Below are 16,115 nucleotides of genomic sequence, written 5' to 3'. Positions count from 1 at the left end.
GTCCTGGGCCGTCCGGCCCGCCGTTCACCTTCGTGCGGCACGATGACGGGGTGGCCCCGGAAACCTCGTCCGCCCGGACCGCTGCAGCTCAGGATCGGCTGCCTCCCGACCGGTTCCTCAACCGCGAGCTGTCCTGGCTGGACTTCAACGCCCGCGTCCTCGAGCTGGCCGAGGACGAGACGAACCCGCTGCTGGAGCGGGTGAAGTTCCTCGCGATCTTCGCCGGCAACCTCGACGAGTTCTTCATGGTGCGCATCGCCGGGCTCAAGCGTCGGCAGAGCACCGGCCTGACCGTGCGCTCCCCCGACGGCCTCACCATCCGCGAGCAGCTGGCCCGGGTGATCGAGCGGACGCAGGACCTCGTGCACCGCCACGCGAACGTCTTCCTCAAGGACGTCGCCCCGCGGCTGGAGGACGCCGGCATCCGGTTCGTCCACTGGGAGGACCTCTCCGACACCGACGCCATGCGGCTGCGCGAGTACTTCCGCGACCAGGTGTTCCCCGTGCTGACGCCGCTGGCCGTCGACCCCGCGCACCCGTTCCCCTACATCAGCGGGCTCTCGCTCAACCTCGCCGTCTCGGTGCGCGAGCCCGAGGCGGGGACGACCCACTTCGCCCGGGTGAAGGTGCCCAACAACGTGCCCCGGTTCGTGCCCGTCGGGCAGGTGGGCGGCGGCGCGACGTTCCTCCCGCTCGAGGACCTCATCGCGGCGCACCTGCCGCAGCTGTTCCCGGGCCTGGAGGTGGTGGCCCACCACCTGTTCCGGGTGACCCGCAACGCCGACCTGGAGGTGGAGGAGGACCGCGACGAGGACCTGCTCCAGGCGCTGGAGCGGGAGCTCGCGCGGCGCCGGTTCGGCCCGGCGGTGCGCCTCGAGGTGACCGACACGATGGACCCGCAGATCCTCGAGCTCCTGCTCTCCGAGCTCGAGATCGCCCGCGAGGACGTCGTCGAGGTGCCCGGCCTGCTCGACCTGGCGTCGCTGTGGGGCCTCTACGACCTCGACCGCCCGGAGCTGAAGGACGAGCCGTTCGTCCCCGCCACCCACCCGCGGCTGTCGGAGGGCGAGACGCCCAAGAGCGTGTTCGCCACCCTGCGCGAGGGCGACGTGCTCGTGCACCACCCCTACCACTCGTTCGCCACGAGCGTGCAGCGCTTCATCGAGCAGGCTGCCGCGGACCCGAACGTGCTGGCCATTAAGCAGACGCTGTACCGCACGTCGGGCGACTCGCCGATCGTCAACGCGCTCATCGACGCCGCCGAGGCGGGCAAGCAGGTCGTCGTCCTGGTCGAGATCAAGGCGCGGTTCGACGAGGAGGCCAACATCAGCTGGGCGCGCTCGCTGGAGCGTGCCGGCTGCCACGTGGTCTACGGGCTGGTGGGGCTCAAGACGCACTGCAAGACCGCGCTGGTCGTGCGCCGCGAGGGCAGCGTGATCCGCCGGTACTGCCACATCGGCACCGGCAACTACAACCCCAAGACGGCGCGCACCTACGAGGACCTCGGCATCCTGACCGCCGACCCGCGGGTGGGGGCCGACCTCACCGACCTGTTCAACACCCTCACCGGCTACTCCCGGCAGACGACGTACCGGACGCTGATGGTCGCTCCCCGCGGCATCCGCAGCGGGCTGGTCGACAAGATCCGGCGGGAGGTCCGGCACGCCGAGGAGGGGCGCCCGGCCGGCATCCGGATCAAGGTCAACGCCCTGGTCGACGAGCGGATCATCGACGCGCTGTACGAGGCCTCGAACGCCGGCGTGCCCGTCGACCTGCTCATCCGGGGCATCTGCGCGCTGCGGCCGGGCGTGCCCGGGCTGTCGGAGAACATCCGGGTCCGCTCGATCGTCGGGCGCTTCCTGGAGCACTCGCGCGCCATGGCCTTCGTCAACGGCGGCGAGCCCGAGTTCTGGCTCGGCAGCTCCGACCTGATGCACCGCAACCTGGACCGGCGCGTCGAGGTGCTGCTCAAGGTGTGCGACGAGGTGGCCCGCCAGGAGCTGCAGGCGATCTTCGACAACGCCATGTCGCCCGACGTCCGCTGCTGGCAGCTGGGCCCCGACGGCGCGTGGGCCCGCGTCGGCGAGCGCGACTACCAGGCCGAGCTGCAGCTGCGGGCCGGTGAGCACGCTGGCTGAGCGGGTGGTGCTGGCCGCCGGCGGCGCGGTCTGGCGCCCCACGCCCGACGGCGGGCTCGAGGTGGCGGTGGTGCACCGGCCGAAGTACGACGACTGGTCGCTGCCGAAGGGCAAGCTCGACCCCGACGAGCACCCGCTGCAGGCCGCGGTCCGGGAGGTGGGCGAGGAGACCGGGCTGGCGGTCGTCGCCGGCCGCCGCGGCGTGCGGACCCGCTACGAGGTCCCGGAGGGCGACAAGCAGGTCGACTACTGGCTGATGCAGGCCGTCGGCGGGGAGTTCGCCCCCAACCGCGAGGTCGACGAGCTGCGCTGGCTGCCCGTGGACGAGGCCGCCGACCTGCTCAGCCACGACCACGACCGCGCCGTCCTGGCCGACCTGGCCCGCGACGACGTCCCGCGCGCGCCGTCGCTGCTGCTGGTGCGGCACGGCAGCGCGGGCGACAAGCACGAGTGGGACGGTCCCGACGACCTGCGGCCGCTGGACGTCAAGGGCCGCCGCCAGGCGGCGCGGCTGTCCGAGGTGCTGCCGCTGTTCGCCCCGACGGCCGTGCTGTCGGCCGAGCGGGTGCGGTGCACCCAGACCGTCCAGCCGCTGGCCGCGCGGCTGGGGCTCGACGTGCTGCCCTGCCGCGAGCTGGGCGAGGAGGAGTACCACGAGGACCCGCAGGCCGGGCTGGCGCTGGTGGAGCGGCTGCTCGCCCCGCGCGACCCCGGCGTGACGGTGGTCTGCAGCCAGGGCGGCGCCATCCCGTCGGTGCTGTCGAGCCTGGGCGTGCGCCGGGAGGGCGCGGTCGGCGCCTCCTGGCCCCCGGCCGCCAAGGGCAGCACGTGGGCGCTCGGCGGCAAGCCCGGCGCGCTGGCCGCGGACTACTACCGCGACTTCACGCCGCCGGCGCCGTAGGCGGCACGGGCACAGGAGGCTGTGCACGCGGGATCGGGCTCGAAACCGTGTGCACAGCCTCCTGAGTCTGACCCCTGCCGGGCGTCAGCGGGCGGGGAGGGCCGCCGGCTTCCAGGACGGCCGCTGCGCCTCGTAGGCCTCGATGTCGGCGAGGTGCCGCTCGGTGAGGCCGACGTCGTCGAGGCCCTCGAGCAGCCGCCAGCGGGTGTAGTCCTCGATCTCGAACGGCACGACCTCCTCGCCGTAGGAGACGGTCTTGGCCTGCAGGTCGACGGTGACCTCGGTGGCCGGGTCGGCCTCGATCGCCGTCCACAGCGCCTCGACCTCCGGCTGCGGCAGCAGCACCGTGAGCAGCCCGGACTTGGTCGAGTTGTTGCGGAAGATGTCGGCGAACCGGGAGCTGATCACGACCCGGAAGCCGCCGTCGAGCAGCGCCCACACGGCGTGCTCGCGGGAGGAGCCGGTGCCGAAGTCGGGGCCGGCGACCAGGATCGACGCGTCGGCGTGCTCCGGCCGGTTGAGCACGAAGTCGGGCTCGTTGGTGCGCCAGGCGACGAACAGGCCGTCCTCGAACCCGGTGCGGGTGATCCGCTTGAGGTACTCGGCCGGGATGATCTGGTCGGTGTCGACGTTGGTCCGCCGCAGCGGGGCCGCGGTGCCGGTGTGGGTGGTGAAGGCGTCCATGGGGTTCAGACTCCAGCGGTCGCGGGGACGTCGGACAGGTCGGCCGGGGCGGTCAGGCGGCCGGTCAGCGCGGTCGCGGCGGCGACGGCCGGGGACACGAGGTGGGTGCGCCCGCCCTTGCCCTGCCGGCCCTGGAAGTTGCGGTTGCTGGTGGAGGCCGACCGCTCCCCCGGCTTGAGCTGGTCGGGGTTCATGCCCAGGCACATGGAGCAGCCCGCGCCGCGCCACTCCGCGCCGGCCTCGAGGAAGACCTGGTCCAGGCCCTCGGCCTCGGCCTGGTTCTTCACGCCCACCGAGCCCGGGACGACGAGCATCCGGGTGTTCGGGTCGATCTTCCTGCCGCGCAGCATCTCCGCGGCCACCCGCAGGTCCTCGATGCGGCCGTTGGTGCACGAGCCGAGGAAGACCGTGTCGACCGCGATCTCCCGCAGCGGCGTGCCGGCGGTCAGGCCCATGTAGGCCAGCGCCTGCTCGGCGGCGCGGCGGTCGTGCTCGTCGGCGAAGTCGGCCGGGTCGGGCACGCGCTCGGAGATCGGCAGGCCCTGCCCGGGGTTGGTGCCCCAGGTGACGTACGGCGTGAGCGACGAGGCGTCGATGCGCACCTCGCGGTCGAAGACGGCGTCCTCGTCGGTGCGCAGCGTCCGCCAGTACTCGACGGCGGCGTCCCAGTCCTCCCCCTGCGGGGCGTGCGGGCGGCCCTTCAGGAACTCGAACGTCGTCTCGTCCGGAGCGATGAGCCCGGCGCGGGCGCCGGCCTCGATGGACATGTTGCAGATCGTCATCCGGGCCTCCATCGAGAGCTTCTCGATGGCGCTGCCGCGGTACTCGATGACGTGGCCCTGGCCGCCGCCGGTGCCGATCCGGGCGATGACGGCCAGGATGACGTCCTTCGCCGAGACGCCCGGGGGCAGCTCGCCGTCGACGGTCACGGCCATCTGCTTGGGGCGGTACTGCGGCAGGGTCTGCGTGGCCAGCACGTGCTCGACCTCGCTGGTGCCGATGCCGAACGCCAGGGCGCCGAACGCGCCGTGGGTCGAGGTGTGGCTGTCGCCGCAGACGATGGTCGTGCCGGGCTGGGTGAGCCCCAGCTGCGGGCCGATCACGTGCACGATGCCCTGGTCGCGGTCGCCCATCGGGGCCAGCCGGATGCCGAACTCGGCGGCGTTGCGGCGCAGCGCCTCGACCTGCGCGCGGCTGATCGGGTCGGCGATCGGCTTGAGGATGTCCAGCGTCGGGACGTTGTGGTCCTCGGTGGCCATCGTCAGGTCGGGCCGGCGGACCTTGCGCCCGGCCGCGCGGAGGCCGTCGAAGGCCTGCGGGCTGGTGACCTCGTGGACGAGGTGCAGGTCGATGTAGAGCAGGTCCGGCTCACCGGCGGCGCTGCGCACGACGTGGGCGTCGTAGACCTTCTCGGCCAGGGTCTTCGGCACGGCGGGTCCTTCCGGGGGATCTCACTGGCCATCCCATTCTCTGGGATGCGAGTATTGCTGTGTGGGACAGCCTAACCCCGTCGCGGTTCTGGACAAAGCAGTGGCCATCCTCCGGGCCGTCGCCGAGGAGCCGGCCACGCTCGCCGACCTGGTCGCGCGCACCGGTCTGCCCCGCGCGACCGCGCACCGGCTGGCCGTCGCGCTCGAGGGGCACCGGCTGGTGGAGCGCACCGACGCCGGCGCCTGGGCCACCGGTCCGGGACTGCGGGAGCTGGCCCGCAGCGGCCCCGACCTGGCCGAGCTGGCCGAGCGCCACCTGGTCACCCTGCGCGACCTCAGCGGCGAGAGCGCCCAGTTCTACGTCCGCGACGGCGCCTCCCGCGTCTGCATCGCCGCCGCCGAGCGGGCCCACGGGCTGCGCGACACGGTGCCGGTGGGCGCCCGCCTGCCGCTGACCGCGGGGTCGGCCGCGCACGCGCTGCTGGCCTTCGCCCCGGCCGACGAGGTGACGCCGCTGCTGCCCTCGGCGAGCTTCACCGCCCGGACGCTGCTCGACGTCCGCCGGCGAGGCTGGGCGCACAGCGTCGCCGAGCGGGAGGCCGGCGTCGCCTCCCTCTCGGCTCCCGTGCGCGACGGCGTCGGCGGCGTCCTCGGCGCGGTCTCCATCTCGGGACCGGTCGAGCGGCTGGGCCGCCGTCCCTCCCCCGAGGTCGTGGGCGCCGTCCTCGACGCCGCCGCGGCGATCTCCCGCGCCGCGCGGTAGGCGGTACCGCAGCGGGCCGGAACGGGCCAGACTCGGTGGCCCTCCACCGATCCGTCCGAGGAGGAGCCATGGTGACTCCCGGAGCCGACGCCCCGGTCCCCGCCTTCTCGACGCCCTACGCCCGCGCAAACCCGCTCCACCGCCTCGGACGCTTCCTCGCCGGGACCGGCCCGGTGTCGCGGGTGTACATCCGGGTGCTGCACCACCTCGACCGCGCCGTCTTCCGCGCCACCCGCGGCCGGGCCACGTTCGCCTCGCTCGGGACCGGGCTGCCGGTGATCATGCTGACCACCACCGGCGCGCGCAGCGGGCAACCGCGCACGGTCCCCGTGCTGGGCGTGCCCCTCGACGCACCGCTCCCCTCGGCCCGCGGCTCGGCGCGGGGGGCGCCGGGCCGGATGGTCGTCCTGGCCTCCAACTGGGGCCAGCGCTCCCACCCGGGCTGGTACCACAACCTGGTCGCGCACCCCGACGCGTCGGTGGCGACCGGCGGCCACCGCTGGGCCGTGCGGGCCCGCCCGGTGGAGGAGGACGAGCGCGAGCGGCTCTGGCGGGCGGGACTGGCCGTCTACCCGGCGTGGGCCGCCTACGCCCGCCGGGCCGCCCCGCGCACGATCCCGCTGCTCGTGCTCGAGCCGGCGTGACCGCGGGGACCCGACCCCGCTTCCCCTCCCCCGGCCGGCGGGCGAACACTGCTCCCATGACCGCCACGGAGACGCACGCCGGCCGCGCCCGCATCGCCGAGCCGGGTGAGGGCATCGGGCTGGACGAACTCGCCCTGGCCACCCGCAACCACGGGATGCCGCTGGAGGCGCTGCGCTACGACGTCACGCCGCCGGGGCTGCACTACGTGCTCACCCACTACGACATCCCGGCCGTCGACCCCGGCACCTGGCGGCTCGAGATCGGCGGCGCCGTCGAGCGCCCGGTCGCCCTCGGGCTGGACGAGCTGCGGCGCCGTCCCCAGGTCACCGCGCGCGTGCTGCTGGAGTGCGCCGGCAACGGCCGGGCCCGCTACGAGCCGCGGCCGGTCAGCCAGCCCTGGCTGCTGGAGGCGGTCGGGACGGCGGAGTGGACGGGCACACCGCTGGCGCCGCTGCTGGAGGAGGCCGGCGTCTCCCCCGGCGCGGTGGACGTCGCCTTCACCGGGGCCGACCACGGCGTCGAGCGCGGCGTGGAGCAGGACTACGCACGCGGGCTGCCCCTGGCCGAGGCGCTGCGGCCGGACGTCCTGCTCGTGTGGGGCATGAACGGCGCGCCGCTGCCGCCCCAGCACGGCGCCCCGCTGCGGCTGGTCGTCCCGGGCTGGTACGGCATGGCCCACGTGAAGTGGTTGCGCCGGATCGAGGTGCTCGACCGCCCCTTCGAGGGCTTCCAGAACGCCACGGCCTACCGGATCAAGGTCGACGCCGACGACCCGGGCGAGCCGGTCACCCGCATCCGGCCGCGCGCCCTGCTCGCCCCGCCCGGGTGGCCGGACTTCATGACCCGCGAGCGGTTCGTGCGGGCCGGCGCGGTGACGCTCTCCGGTCGGGCGTGGTCCGGCCGCGCCCCGGTCACCCGGGTCGAGGTGAGCACCGACGGCGGCGCGACCTGGGCCGACGCCGTCCTCGCCCCGGCCGACCCCGGGCACCCGTACGCCTGGCGCGCGTGGAGCCACGAGTGGACGGCGACCCCGGGCCGCGCCGAGCTCCTCGCCCGCGCCACCGACGAGGCCGGCGACACCCAGCCCGTCGAGCAGCGGTGGAACCGGCAGGGCATGGCGAACAACCTCGTCCAGCGGGTCCCGGTCACCGTCCTCGAGGCCTGAGGGGCGTCCCGCACCGGCAGCCCGTTCAGTGGGCGGGGCGGTCGCCGTCCTCCGCGCGGGCCCTCGCCAGCTCGGCCTCGTCGACGACGACCGGGCGCAGCCGCGCCCACAGGAAGAACGCGAGGGCCACCACGACCAGGCCGATCCCGGTCCACAGGTTCGCGTTGACGCCGCCGGTCTTCTCGGTCTCGGGGTCGGCGAACAGGCCCATGAGGACCAGCACCACGCCGTAGAAGCCGATCAGGCCCGCGATGACGACCCGGACGTCGAACGCGCCCGCCTTGTGCTCCGTGCTGCTCATGTCCGGACTCCTCATCGGAAGATCACGTTCAGGGCGATGACCAGGACCAGGGCGATGCCGGCCAGCTTGGTCGGTGACTGGTACCAGGGCAGCCGGGCGGCGTCGGGGTCGGTGCGCTGCTCCCGCGGCGTCTCGGAGTAGACGAGGCCGACCAGCTCGGCGACCGGCTTGGGCCGGGTCACCATGGTGACGACGACGCTGACCACGATGTCGACGACGAACGCGGCGCTGGCGGCCACGAAGCTCGCCCCCTGGCCGCTGAGCGGGATGACGCCCTGCGAGGCCGCGCCGAGCGCGTCCTCGCTGAGCACCGCCACGAGCACCGCGGCGAGCGTGCCGGACACCAGGCCGGTCCAGCCGGCGGTCGCCGTCATCCGCTTCCAGAACATGCCGAGGATGAAGGTGGCGAACAGCGGCGCGTTGAAGAACCCGAACAGCGTCTGCAGGTAGTCCATCAGGTTGCTGTAGCCGGAGGCGATCAGCGCCGTCCCGATGGCGACCACGGTCGCCCCGACCGTGGCCCAGCGGCCCACGCGCAGGTAGTAGTCGTCGGGCCGGTCCTTCTTCACGTACTGCTGCCACAGGTCGTAGCTGAAGACCGTGTTGAAGGCGGAGATGTTGGCCGCCATGCCGGCCATGAATGCCGCCAGCAGGCCGGCGATCGCGATGCCCAGCAGGCCGTTGGGCAGCACCTCCTCGATGAGCGCGAGCATCGAGTCGTTGTAGGTGAGGTCGCTCTCCTGCCCGGCCTTGAGCTGCGCGATCTCCGGCACGAGGACGCCGGCGATGATGCCCGGGATCACCACGATGAACGGCACGAACATCTTCGGGAACGACCCGATGATGGGGGTGCTGCGCGCCGCCGACATCGACTTGGTCGCCATCGCCCGCTGCACCTCGACGAAGTTCGTCGTCCAGTAGCCGAACGAGAGCACGAAGCCGAGGCCGAACACGATCCCGATCACCGACCACACCGGGCTGTCGAAGGTCGACAGCTCCGTGCCGGGCCAGGACCGCAGCTGCTCCTCGTCACCCGCCTCGGTGACCCGGTCGATCAGCCCGCCGACCCCGCCGACGCGGTGCAGGCCGATCAGGGTCAGCGGCAGCAGCGCCGCGACGATGACGAAGAACTGCAGCACCTCGTTGTAGATCGCCGCCGAGAGCCCGCCGAGGGTGATGTAGCTGAGCACGACGGCCGCCGCGACGACCAGCGACACCCACAGCGGCCAGCCCAGCAGCGACTCGACGATCGTCGCGAGCAGGAACAGGTTGATGCCGGCGATGAGCACCTGGGCCACCGCGAAGGACAGCGCGTTGACCAGGTGCGCCCCGGTGCCGAAGCGGCGCCGCATGAACTCCGGGACGCTGCGCACCTTCGACCCGTAGTAGAAGGGCATCATCACGACGCCCAGGAAGAGCATCGCGGGCACCGCGCCGACCCAGAAGTAGTGCATGGTCGGCATGCCGAACTGGGCGCCGTTGGCCGACATGCCGATGATCTCGACCGCGCCGAGGTTCGCCGAGATGAACGCCAGACCGGTCACCCACGCCGGCAGCGACCTGCCGGAGAGGAAGAAGTCGAGGCTGTCGGAGACCCGGCGGCGGGCGGCGAACCCGATGCCCAGGACGACGGCGAAGTAGACGAGGACGAGCGCGTAGTCGACGAACGTGGCGTCGAGCCGCAGGGTGTCCACGAAGGCCTTCTTCCTCCCGCGGACGCGGGGTTCACACGAGTCGCCGGGCTCCCGCGGACGGGACGGCGACGAAGCTGCGCGGAGGCGGGGCCCCCTCGCGACCGAACCTCTCGGTGACGGCCGCGACCACCGCGTCCACCCGGTCGGCGTCGACCAGCGCGATCGCGCTGCCCCCGAAACCGCCGCCGACCATGCGAGCGCCGTACGCCCCCGCGGCCGTCGCCGACTCCACCACCGCGTCGAGCAGCGGCGTGGAGATCTCGAAGTCGTCGCGCAGGGACGCGTGGCCGGCGGTGAGCACCGGCCCGATCGCCCGGACGTCGTCCTTACCCCGCAGAGCGGCGACAACCTCCAGCACACGCGCGTTTTCCGTCACGATGTGCCGGGCCCGGCGCAGCAGGACGGCGCCCTCGGCCGTGCCGTCGTCGAGGACGGTGAGCGTGCCGACGTCGGAGACCTCGCGGAGCAGCCCGACGCCGAGGCGCTCGGCGGCCTGCTCGCACTCCCGGCGGCGGTCGCCGTAGCCGCCGCCCGCGTGCTCGTGCGTCTGCCCGGTGTCGACGACGAGCAGCGCCAGCCCCGCCGCGGCGAGGTCGAAGGGCACCTGCTCGCTGCCGCGGTCGCGGGTGTCGAGGAACAGCGCGTGGCCGGCCGTGCAGAGCACCGAGGCGGACTGGTCGAGGATGCCGGTCGGGGCGCCGACGAAGTCGTTCTCGGCCCGGCGCGCGACGTCGACCAGGTCCGCGGGGCCCAGGTCCGGCGCGCACAGGTCGCGCACGGCGAGGGCGACCGCGCACTCCAGGGCCGCCGACGACGACAGCCCCGCGCCGGCCGGGACGTCGCTGTCGACCAGCACCGAGAGCCCGCCGCCGGCGGCCACCGCCGTGCGCAGCTCGTGCACCACGCCGGCCGGGTAGCCGGCCCAGCCGCCGGGGTTGCCCGGCGCGAGCTCGGCGAGGGGGACGGCGACGTCGTCGTCGGGCTGCTGCACCGAGGAGAGCGCGACGACGCCGTCGGTGCGCGGGGCCACCGCCGCGCGGGTGGTGTGCGGCAGGGCCATCGGCAGCACGAAGCCGCCGTTGTAGTCGGTGTGCTCCCCGATGACGTTGACCCGCCCCGGCGCGGCCCACACGCCGGCGGGCTCGCCGCCGAACCGGGCGCGGAACGCCTCGACCGCCGTCCGGGCCGCCTGCTCGTCGCTCACGGGACCACCACGGCTCGCAGCTGCTCCGCCACGTCCTCGGGGTTCGTGTCGGTGATGAACGCGCCCATGCCCGACTCGGAGCCGGCCAGGTACTTCAGCTTGCCGGGCGCCCGGCGGATGGAGAACAGCTGCAGGTGCAGCCACCAGTCGTCCCGGCCGTCCCGGACCGGCGCCTGGTTCCACGCGGCGATGTAGGGCATGGGCGTGTCGAACCGGTGCGCGAAGCGGCCGAGCACGTCGAGGTAGACCTCGACGAAGGCGTCGCGCTGCTCGTCGTCGAGCGCGGGCAGGTCGGGCACCCGGCGGGTCGGGAACAGCTGGACCTCGTACGGCCAGCGGGTGGCGGCCGGCACGAACGCCGTCCAGTGCTCGTTGGCGGTGACCACCCGCGGGCCCGTCCGCTCGCTCTCGACCACCTCGGCGAACAGGTCGCCCCCGGTGCGCTCGCGGTGCCGGCGGACGGAGTCGAGGATCTTCGCCGGCCGGGGCGGCAGGTACGGGTAGGCGTAGATCTGCCCGTGCGGGTGGGAGAGGGTGACGCCGATCTCCTCGCCGTGGTTCTCGAACGGGAAGACGTGCTCGATGCCGTCGATCGCGCCCAGGGCGGCGGTGCGGTCGGCCCAGACGTCGACCACCAGCCGCGCCCGGTCGGGACCCAGCTCGGCGAAGACGCGGTCGTGGTCGTCGGTGAAGCAGACGACCTCGCAGCGGCCGAAGCCCGGCCGCAGCTCGGCGAGCGGGGCGCCCGGCGCGGTGGGCGGCACGTCGCGGTCGACGGCGGTGGCCAGCGACGGGAAGCGGTTCTCGAACACGACGACCTGGTAGTCGCCCTCCGGGATCTCGGTGGGCCGCCCCGGCCGCGAGGGGTCCAGCGGGCACTCGTCGGCCGGCGGCAGGAAGGTGCGCGTCTGGCGGTGGGAGGCGATGGCCACCCACTCGCCGAGCAGGGCGTCGTAGCGCAGCTGGGAGCGGGTGCTGACCGCCGGCAGGTCGCGGGTGTCGACGGCGTCGCGGGGCCGGGGGGCGTCGTCGCTGTCGAAGTACAGAATCTCCCGGCCGTCTGCCAGCCGACGGCTCGTCCGGATCACCTGGGCCGACCTCCACGTCCTGAGGGCCGGGGAGTCGGCCCACTGGACGCTATCCCCGCGTCGTGATCACGAGCCACCCGGGGCCGGTCGGATCCCGGACGCGGCAGAGCCCCCGGCCGGGTGGCCGGGGGCTCTGCTCGGAGTAGCCCCGAGGGGATTCGAACCCCCGCTACCGCCTTGAGAGGGCGGCGTCCTGGGCCGCTAGACGACGGGGCCGTGACTCAGGTCGGTGCACCGATCTTCCCATGCCCGCGGGGCAGGGGGGACACCGGGTGCCGGAGAACGCCGAGCGCCCCCGGTCGCGGTGGACCGGGGGCGCTCGGACGGTGCGTAGCCCCGAAGGGATTCGAACCCTCGCTACCGCCGTGAGAGGGCGGCGTCCTGGGCCGCTAGACGACGGGGCCGTGCGGGTGGTGCAAGAGGAACCAGGCTTCCTCGCTGGGGTACCAGGACTCGAACCTAGACTAACGGAGCCAGAATCCGTCGGGCTGCCAATTACCCCATACCCCAAGGGTGGCGCGGCACCTCGCGGCGCCAGGAAGAGACGATACCTGACGTTCCGCGGGGGGCGGTCACCACCCCCCGGGCGTGGCGCCGGCCGGCTGCCCGGCCACCGGCTGCCGCAGGTCCAGCGCGGCGGTGCGCAGCTCCGGCCGCAGCTTCTTCCGCGACACCGCCACGACGGCGACGTAGGCGCCCAGGGCGAGCAGGTCCAGCAGGACGACGAGCAGCCCCGGGCCGGAGACGTCCTCGGTGGCGACGGCGTCCCCCAGCGCCCCCGCCAGCAGGAAGACCAGCACGTTGTTCACCGCGTGCAGCACGATCGCCGCCTCCAGGCCGCCGGTCAGCCACACCACCGCCGAGGCCGCCAGGCCGAAGCCGAAACGGCTGAGGAAGGTCAGGAAGTCCGGCGGGACGTGGGCCAGCGAGAACAGCGCCGCGGTGACCACGCCGGCGACGACCGCACCGGCGGTGGGGTGCCGCACCCACCCGGCGATCGCCTGGCTGAGGTAGCCGCGGAACAGGTACTCCTCGGCCGCCGACTGCAGCGGCGTGGTGAGGATCACGACGACGAGCAGCCAGCCGAACCCCTCCACCGGCCCGCTGACCGACTCCGGGTCGATGGCCACGGCGATGCCGACGGTCAGGGCGATGCCGACCCCCAGCGTGGCCAGGGCGCGCAGCGTGAACGGCAGCACCAGCCGCCAGCGCAGCCGCGCCAGCACCGACGACGACCAGCCGGTGCGCATGCCGTGTGCCACGCCCCAGGCCAGCCACACCGTGGGGATCGCCGCGATCAGCGTGAGGTTGGTGACCAGCAGCGTCGCCGGGTCGACGAGGTCCTGCATCGCCAGGTCCACGCCGACCGTGGTCACCAGTGCGACGAGGACCACGATGACGTTCGCCACGGCGAACACGACGCCGAACAGCAGCAGCCCGAGCAGCGGCCGCCACCAGCGCCAGTCCCGCGACCGCATGGCGTGCAGGAAGGGCTGGGGGACGTCGTGCGGCGGTGTGCCCGGCGGCGGCTCCCAGCGCACGCCGGGCGGCGGCGGCCAGGGGGCCGGCGGCGGCCACGGGACCGGGGCCGGCGGCCACGACGGCGGCGGGGGGCCGGCCCACGGCCCGGGCGCCCACGGCGGCTGCGGCGCGGGCACCGCCGGCACCGGCGGCGGGGAACCGGTCCACGGCGCGCCGATCCCGGCCACCGCGGGCGGCGCGCCGTAGGGGCCGGTCGGCGGCGGCCCGGTGTAGGGCTCCGGCTCGGACGCGCTCACCCCGGCTCCCTCCACGGTTCGGCGGCTACTCGCCGCCGGCGAGCTTGCGGGCCCGCTCCAGCCGGGCCAGGGTGCGCTCCCGGCCCAGCAGCTCGATGGACTCGTACAGCGGCGGCGACACCGTGCGGCCGCTCACGGCCACCCGCACGGGTCCGAAGGCCTGCCGGGGCTTGCGACCCAGGCCGTCGACCAGCGCCGCCTTCAGCGCCTCCTCGATCGCCGCCGTCGACCAGTCCGCCAGCCCGGACAGCGCCGCCGACGCCGCGTCGAGGACCTCGGCCGCGCCGTCGCCGGCCAGCTGCTTGCCGGCCGCGGCGGGGTCGATCTCGACGTCCTCGGTGAACAGGAAGCCGAGCAGCCCGACGGCGTCGGAGAGGACGACCACGCGCTCCTGGGCCAGCGGCGCGATCGCCTCGAGCACGCGGCTCTGCTCGGCCGTCGGCGGGTCGGCGACCAGCCCGGCGCCGGCGAGGAACGGGGTCACCCGCCGCACGAACTCCTCGACCGGGAGCGCCCGCAGGTGGGTGGCGTTGATGGCCTCGGCCTTCTTGAGGTCGAAGCGGGCCGGGTTGGCGCTGACCCGGGTGACGTCGAAGGCCTCCACCATCTCGGCGACGGAGAAGACGTCGCGGTCCTCGGCGATCGACCAGCCCAGCAGCGCCAGGTAGTTGGCCAGCCCCTCGGGCAGGAAACCGCGCTCGGGGTAGACGTCGAAGTTGGCCTGGGGGTCGCGCTTGGACAGCTTCTTGGTGCCCTCGCCCATGACGTAGGGCAGGTGGCCGAAGCGCGGGGTGCCGGTGGCGACGCCGATGTCGGTGAGCGCGGCGTAGAGCGCCAGCTGCCGCGGGGTGGAGGGCAGCAGGTCCTCGCCGCGCAGCACGTCGGTGATGCCCATCAGGGCGTCGTCCACCGGGTTGACGAACGGGTAGAGCGGGACGCCGTTGCCGCGGACCAGCACGAAGTCGGGGACCGAGCCGGCCGCGAACCGGACCTCGCCGCGGACGAGGTCGTCCCACACCAGGTCGGTCTCGGGCATCTTCAGCCGGAGCACGGGCTGGCGGCCCTCGTCGCGGAAGGCGGCCTTCTGCGCGTCGGTGAGGAAGCGGTCGGCGTTGTCGTAGCCGAGCTTGGGGTCCTGGCCCGCGGCCAGCCGGCGGGCCTCGACCTCCTCGTTGGTGGAGAACGACTCGTAGGCGTGCCCGGACTCCAGCAGCCTCGCCGCCACGTCGCGGTAGATCTCGTGCCGCTCGGACTGCCGGTAGGGCCCGTGCGGGCCGCCGACCTCGGGCCCCTCGTCCCAGTCCAGGCCCAGCCAGCGCAGGCTGCGCAGCAGGTGCTGGTAGGACTCCTCGGAGTCGCGGGCGGCGTCGGTGTCCTCGATGCGGAACACCAGCTGACCCCCGCTGTGCCGGGCGTGCGCCCAGTTGAACAGGGCCGTGCGCATGAGGCCGACGTGCACCATGCCCGTCGGGGACGGGCAGAACCGGGTGCGGACGGTGGCCGGCGGGGTCATCGAGGCGACCCCGCCGTCGAGGTGCGGTCGGCGTCGGTGACCGGGTTGGACAGGGTGCCGAGGCCCTCGATCGTGACGTCGACCCGCTGCCCGGGGGCGATCGGCCCGACACCGGACGGGGTGCCGGTGAGCACGACGTCGCCGGGCAGCAGCGTCATCACCTCGGAGATGTAGGAGATCAGCGTCGGGACGTCGAACAGCAGCTGGCTGGTGCGGCCGGACTGGCGCAGCTCGTCGTCGACGGTGCAGGTGACCTCGAGGTCGGCGGGGTCCTTGCCCAGGCCGGCCAGGTCGGTCTCGATCCACGGGCCGAGCGGGCAGAACGAGTCGAAGCCCTTGGCGCGGGTCCACTGCCCGTCGCTCCTCTGCATGTCCCGCTCGGTGACGTCGTTGCCGATCGTGTAGCCGAAGATCGACCCGGCGACCTGGTCCGGGCGCACGTGCCGGGCGCCGCGGGCGCCGATGACGACGGCGAGCTCCGCCTCGTGGTGCACGTTGGTGCTGCCCGGCGGGATGCGGATGGCGTCGCCGGGGCCGATCACCGAGGTGGACGGCTTGAGGAACAGCAGCGGCTCCTTCGGGGCGTCGCCGGTGTTCATCTCCTTGACGTGCTCGGCGTAGTTCTTGCCGACGCAGACCACCTTGCTCGGCAGGATCGGCGAGAGCAGCCGCACGTCGGCCTGGGCGTACCGGGCGCCGGTGAAGCTGATCTGGCCGAACGGGTGGCCCTCGATCTGGGCGACGTTGCCGTCGCCGTCCAGGACGCCGAAGGACATGCCCTGCGGGCTCGCGAAGCGGACGATGCGCACGT

General features: G+C 73.9%; 14 protein-coding genes and 3 tRNA genes. 5 read left to right on the top strand and 12 right to left on the bottom strand.

The window, feature by feature from the left end; genetic code table 11:
- The first annotated feature begins 50 nt into the window (after positions 1–50).
- A complete protein-coding gene (locus ACI78S_RS12100; protein WP_456973513.1) occupies positions 51–2,138 on the top strand; it encodes an RNA degradosome polyphosphate kinase in 2,088 nt (695 codons plus the stop codon).
- Positions 2,122–3,039, top strand: coding sequence for an NUDIX hydrolase (locus ACI78S_RS12095; protein WP_456973511.1), 918 nt, complete (start codon positions 2,122–2,124; stop codon positions 3,037–3,039). The genes ACI78S_RS12100 and ACI78S_RS12095 overlap by 17 nt, the downstream gene beginning before the upstream one ends.
- Positions 3,040–3,123: 84 nt before the next feature.
- On the opposite strand, the gene leuD is transcribed toward ACI78S_RS12095, so the two are convergent.
- Positions 3,124–3,723, bottom strand: coding sequence for a 3-isopropylmalate dehydratase small subunit (gene leuD / locus ACI78S_RS12090; RefSeq protein WP_456973509.1), 600 nt, complete (start codon positions 3,721–3,723; stop codon positions 3,124–3,126).
- A gap of 5 nt (positions 3,724–3,728) precedes the next feature.
- Positions 3,729–5,153, bottom strand: coding sequence for a 3-isopropylmalate dehydratase large subunit (gene leuC / locus ACI78S_RS12085; RefSeq protein WP_456973507.1), 1,425 nt, complete (start codon positions 5,151–5,153; stop codon positions 3,729–3,731).
- 100 nt (positions 5,154–5,253) lie between these two features.
- Here leuC and ACI78S_RS12080 point away from each other — a divergent pair, with 100 nt between their 5' ends.
- The 3 genes from ACI78S_RS12080 (at position 5,254) to ACI78S_RS12070 (ending at position 7,726) form a co-directional block, all read left to right on the top strand.
- Positions 5,254–5,916, top strand: a complete 663-nt coding sequence (locus ACI78S_RS12080; protein ID WP_456973505.1) for an IclR family transcriptional regulator — start codon at positions 5,254–5,256, stop codon at positions 5,914–5,916.
- Between the two features lie 68 nt (positions 5,917–5,984).
- Positions 5,985–6,560 (top strand): nitroreductase family deazaflavin-dependent oxidoreductase, encoded by a 576-nt coding sequence (locus ACI78S_RS12075; RefSeq protein WP_456973503.1) that lies wholly within the window; start codon positions 5,985–5,987, stop codon positions 6,558–6,560.
- A gap of 56 nt (positions 6,561–6,616) precedes the next feature.
- Positions 6,617–7,726, top strand: a complete 1,110-nt coding sequence (locus ACI78S_RS12070) for a sulfite oxidase (protein ID WP_456973501.1) — start codon at positions 6,617–6,619, stop codon at positions 7,724–7,726.
- Between the two features lie 25 nt (positions 7,727–7,751).
- Here ACI78S_RS12070 and ACI78S_RS12065 read toward each other — a convergent pair whose 3' ends face one another.
- The 10 genes from ACI78S_RS12065 to ACI78S_RS12020 form a co-directional block, all read right to left on the bottom strand.
- Positions 7,752–8,027: a hypothetical protein gene (locus tag ACI78S_RS12065; protein ID WP_456973499.1), complete on the bottom strand. Its 276-nt coding sequence runs from the start codon at positions 8,025–8,027 to the stop codon at positions 7,752–7,754.
- 11 nt (positions 8,028–8,038) lie between these two features.
- The gene (locus ACI78S_RS12060) at positions 8,039–9,721 is read right to left on the bottom strand and encodes a sodium:solute symporter family protein (protein WP_456973497.1); all 1,683 of its coding nucleotides are present in this window, start codon (positions 9,719–9,721) and stop codon (positions 8,039–8,041) included.
- Between the two features lie 31 nt (positions 9,722–9,752).
- On the bottom strand, positions 9,753–10,925 hold the full coding sequence (galK, locus tag ACI78S_RS12055) for a galactokinase (protein ID WP_456973495.1): 1,173 nt from the start codon (positions 10,923–10,925) through the stop codon (positions 9,753–9,755).
- Entirely contained in the window at positions 10,922–12,013 is a 1,092-nt protein-coding gene (gene galT / locus ACI78S_RS12050; protein ID WP_456973493.1) for a galactose-1-phosphate uridylyltransferase, read from the bottom strand. The genes galK and galT overlap by 4 nt, the downstream gene beginning before the upstream one ends.
- A gap of 143 nt (positions 12,014–12,156) precedes the next feature.
- Positions 12,157–12,229 (bottom strand) — tRNA-Glu (locus tag ACI78S_RS12045).
- Between the two features lie 115 nt (positions 12,230–12,344).
- Positions 12,345–12,417: transfer RNA gene (locus tag ACI78S_RS12040), tRNA-Glu, on the bottom strand.
- A gap of 34 nt (positions 12,418–12,451) precedes the next feature.
- Positions 12,452–12,523, bottom strand: a tRNA-Gln gene (locus ACI78S_RS12035).
- 62 nt (positions 12,524–12,585) lie between these two features.
- Complete coding sequence (locus tag ACI78S_RS12030) at positions 12,586–13,791, bottom strand: CPBP family intramembrane glutamic endopeptidase (RefSeq protein WP_456973491.1); 1,206 nt, start codon at positions 13,789–13,791, stop codon at positions 12,586–12,588.
- 25 nt (positions 13,792–13,816) lie between these two features.
- A complete protein-coding gene (gene gltX / locus ACI78S_RS12025; RefSeq protein ID WP_456973489.1) occupies positions 13,817–15,304 on the bottom strand; it encodes a glutamate--tRNA ligase in 1,488 nt (495 codons plus the stop codon).
- Entirely contained in the window at positions 15,301–16,113 is an 813-nt protein-coding gene (locus ACI78S_RS12020; RefSeq protein WP_456973487.1) for a fumarylacetoacetate hydrolase family protein, read from the bottom strand. Before ACI78S_RS12020 ends, gltX begins: the two co-directional genes overlap by 4 nt.
- Positions 16,114–16,115 lie beyond the last annotated feature (2 nt).

The sequence above is a fragment of the Geodermatophilus sp. SYSU D00815 genome, assembly GCF_054050035.1.
Note: the sequence above shows the minus strand (reverse complement) of the source record. Positions and strands in the feature narration are given on the sequence as shown.

Coding starts and splice junctions, on each gene's coding strand:
- leuD (WP_456973509.1), bottom strand. CDS start 3,723: ATGGACGCCTTCACCACCCACACCGGCACCGCGGCCCCGCTGCGGCGG.
- ACI78S_RS12075 (WP_456973503.1), top strand. CDS start 5,985: ATGGTGACTCCCGGAGCCGACGCCCCGGTCCCCGCCTTCTCGACGCCC.
- ACI78S_RS12070 (WP_456973501.1), top strand. CDS start 6,617: ATGACCGCCACGGAGACGCACGCCGGCCGCGCCCGCATCGCCGAGCCG.
- ACI78S_RS12065 (WP_456973499.1), bottom strand. CDS start 8,027: ATGAGCAGCACGGAGCACAAGGCGGGCGCGTTCGACGTCCGGGTCGTC.
- gltX (WP_456973489.1), bottom strand. CDS start 15,304: ATGACCCCGCCGGCCACCGTCCGCACCCGGTTCTGCCCGTCCCCGACG.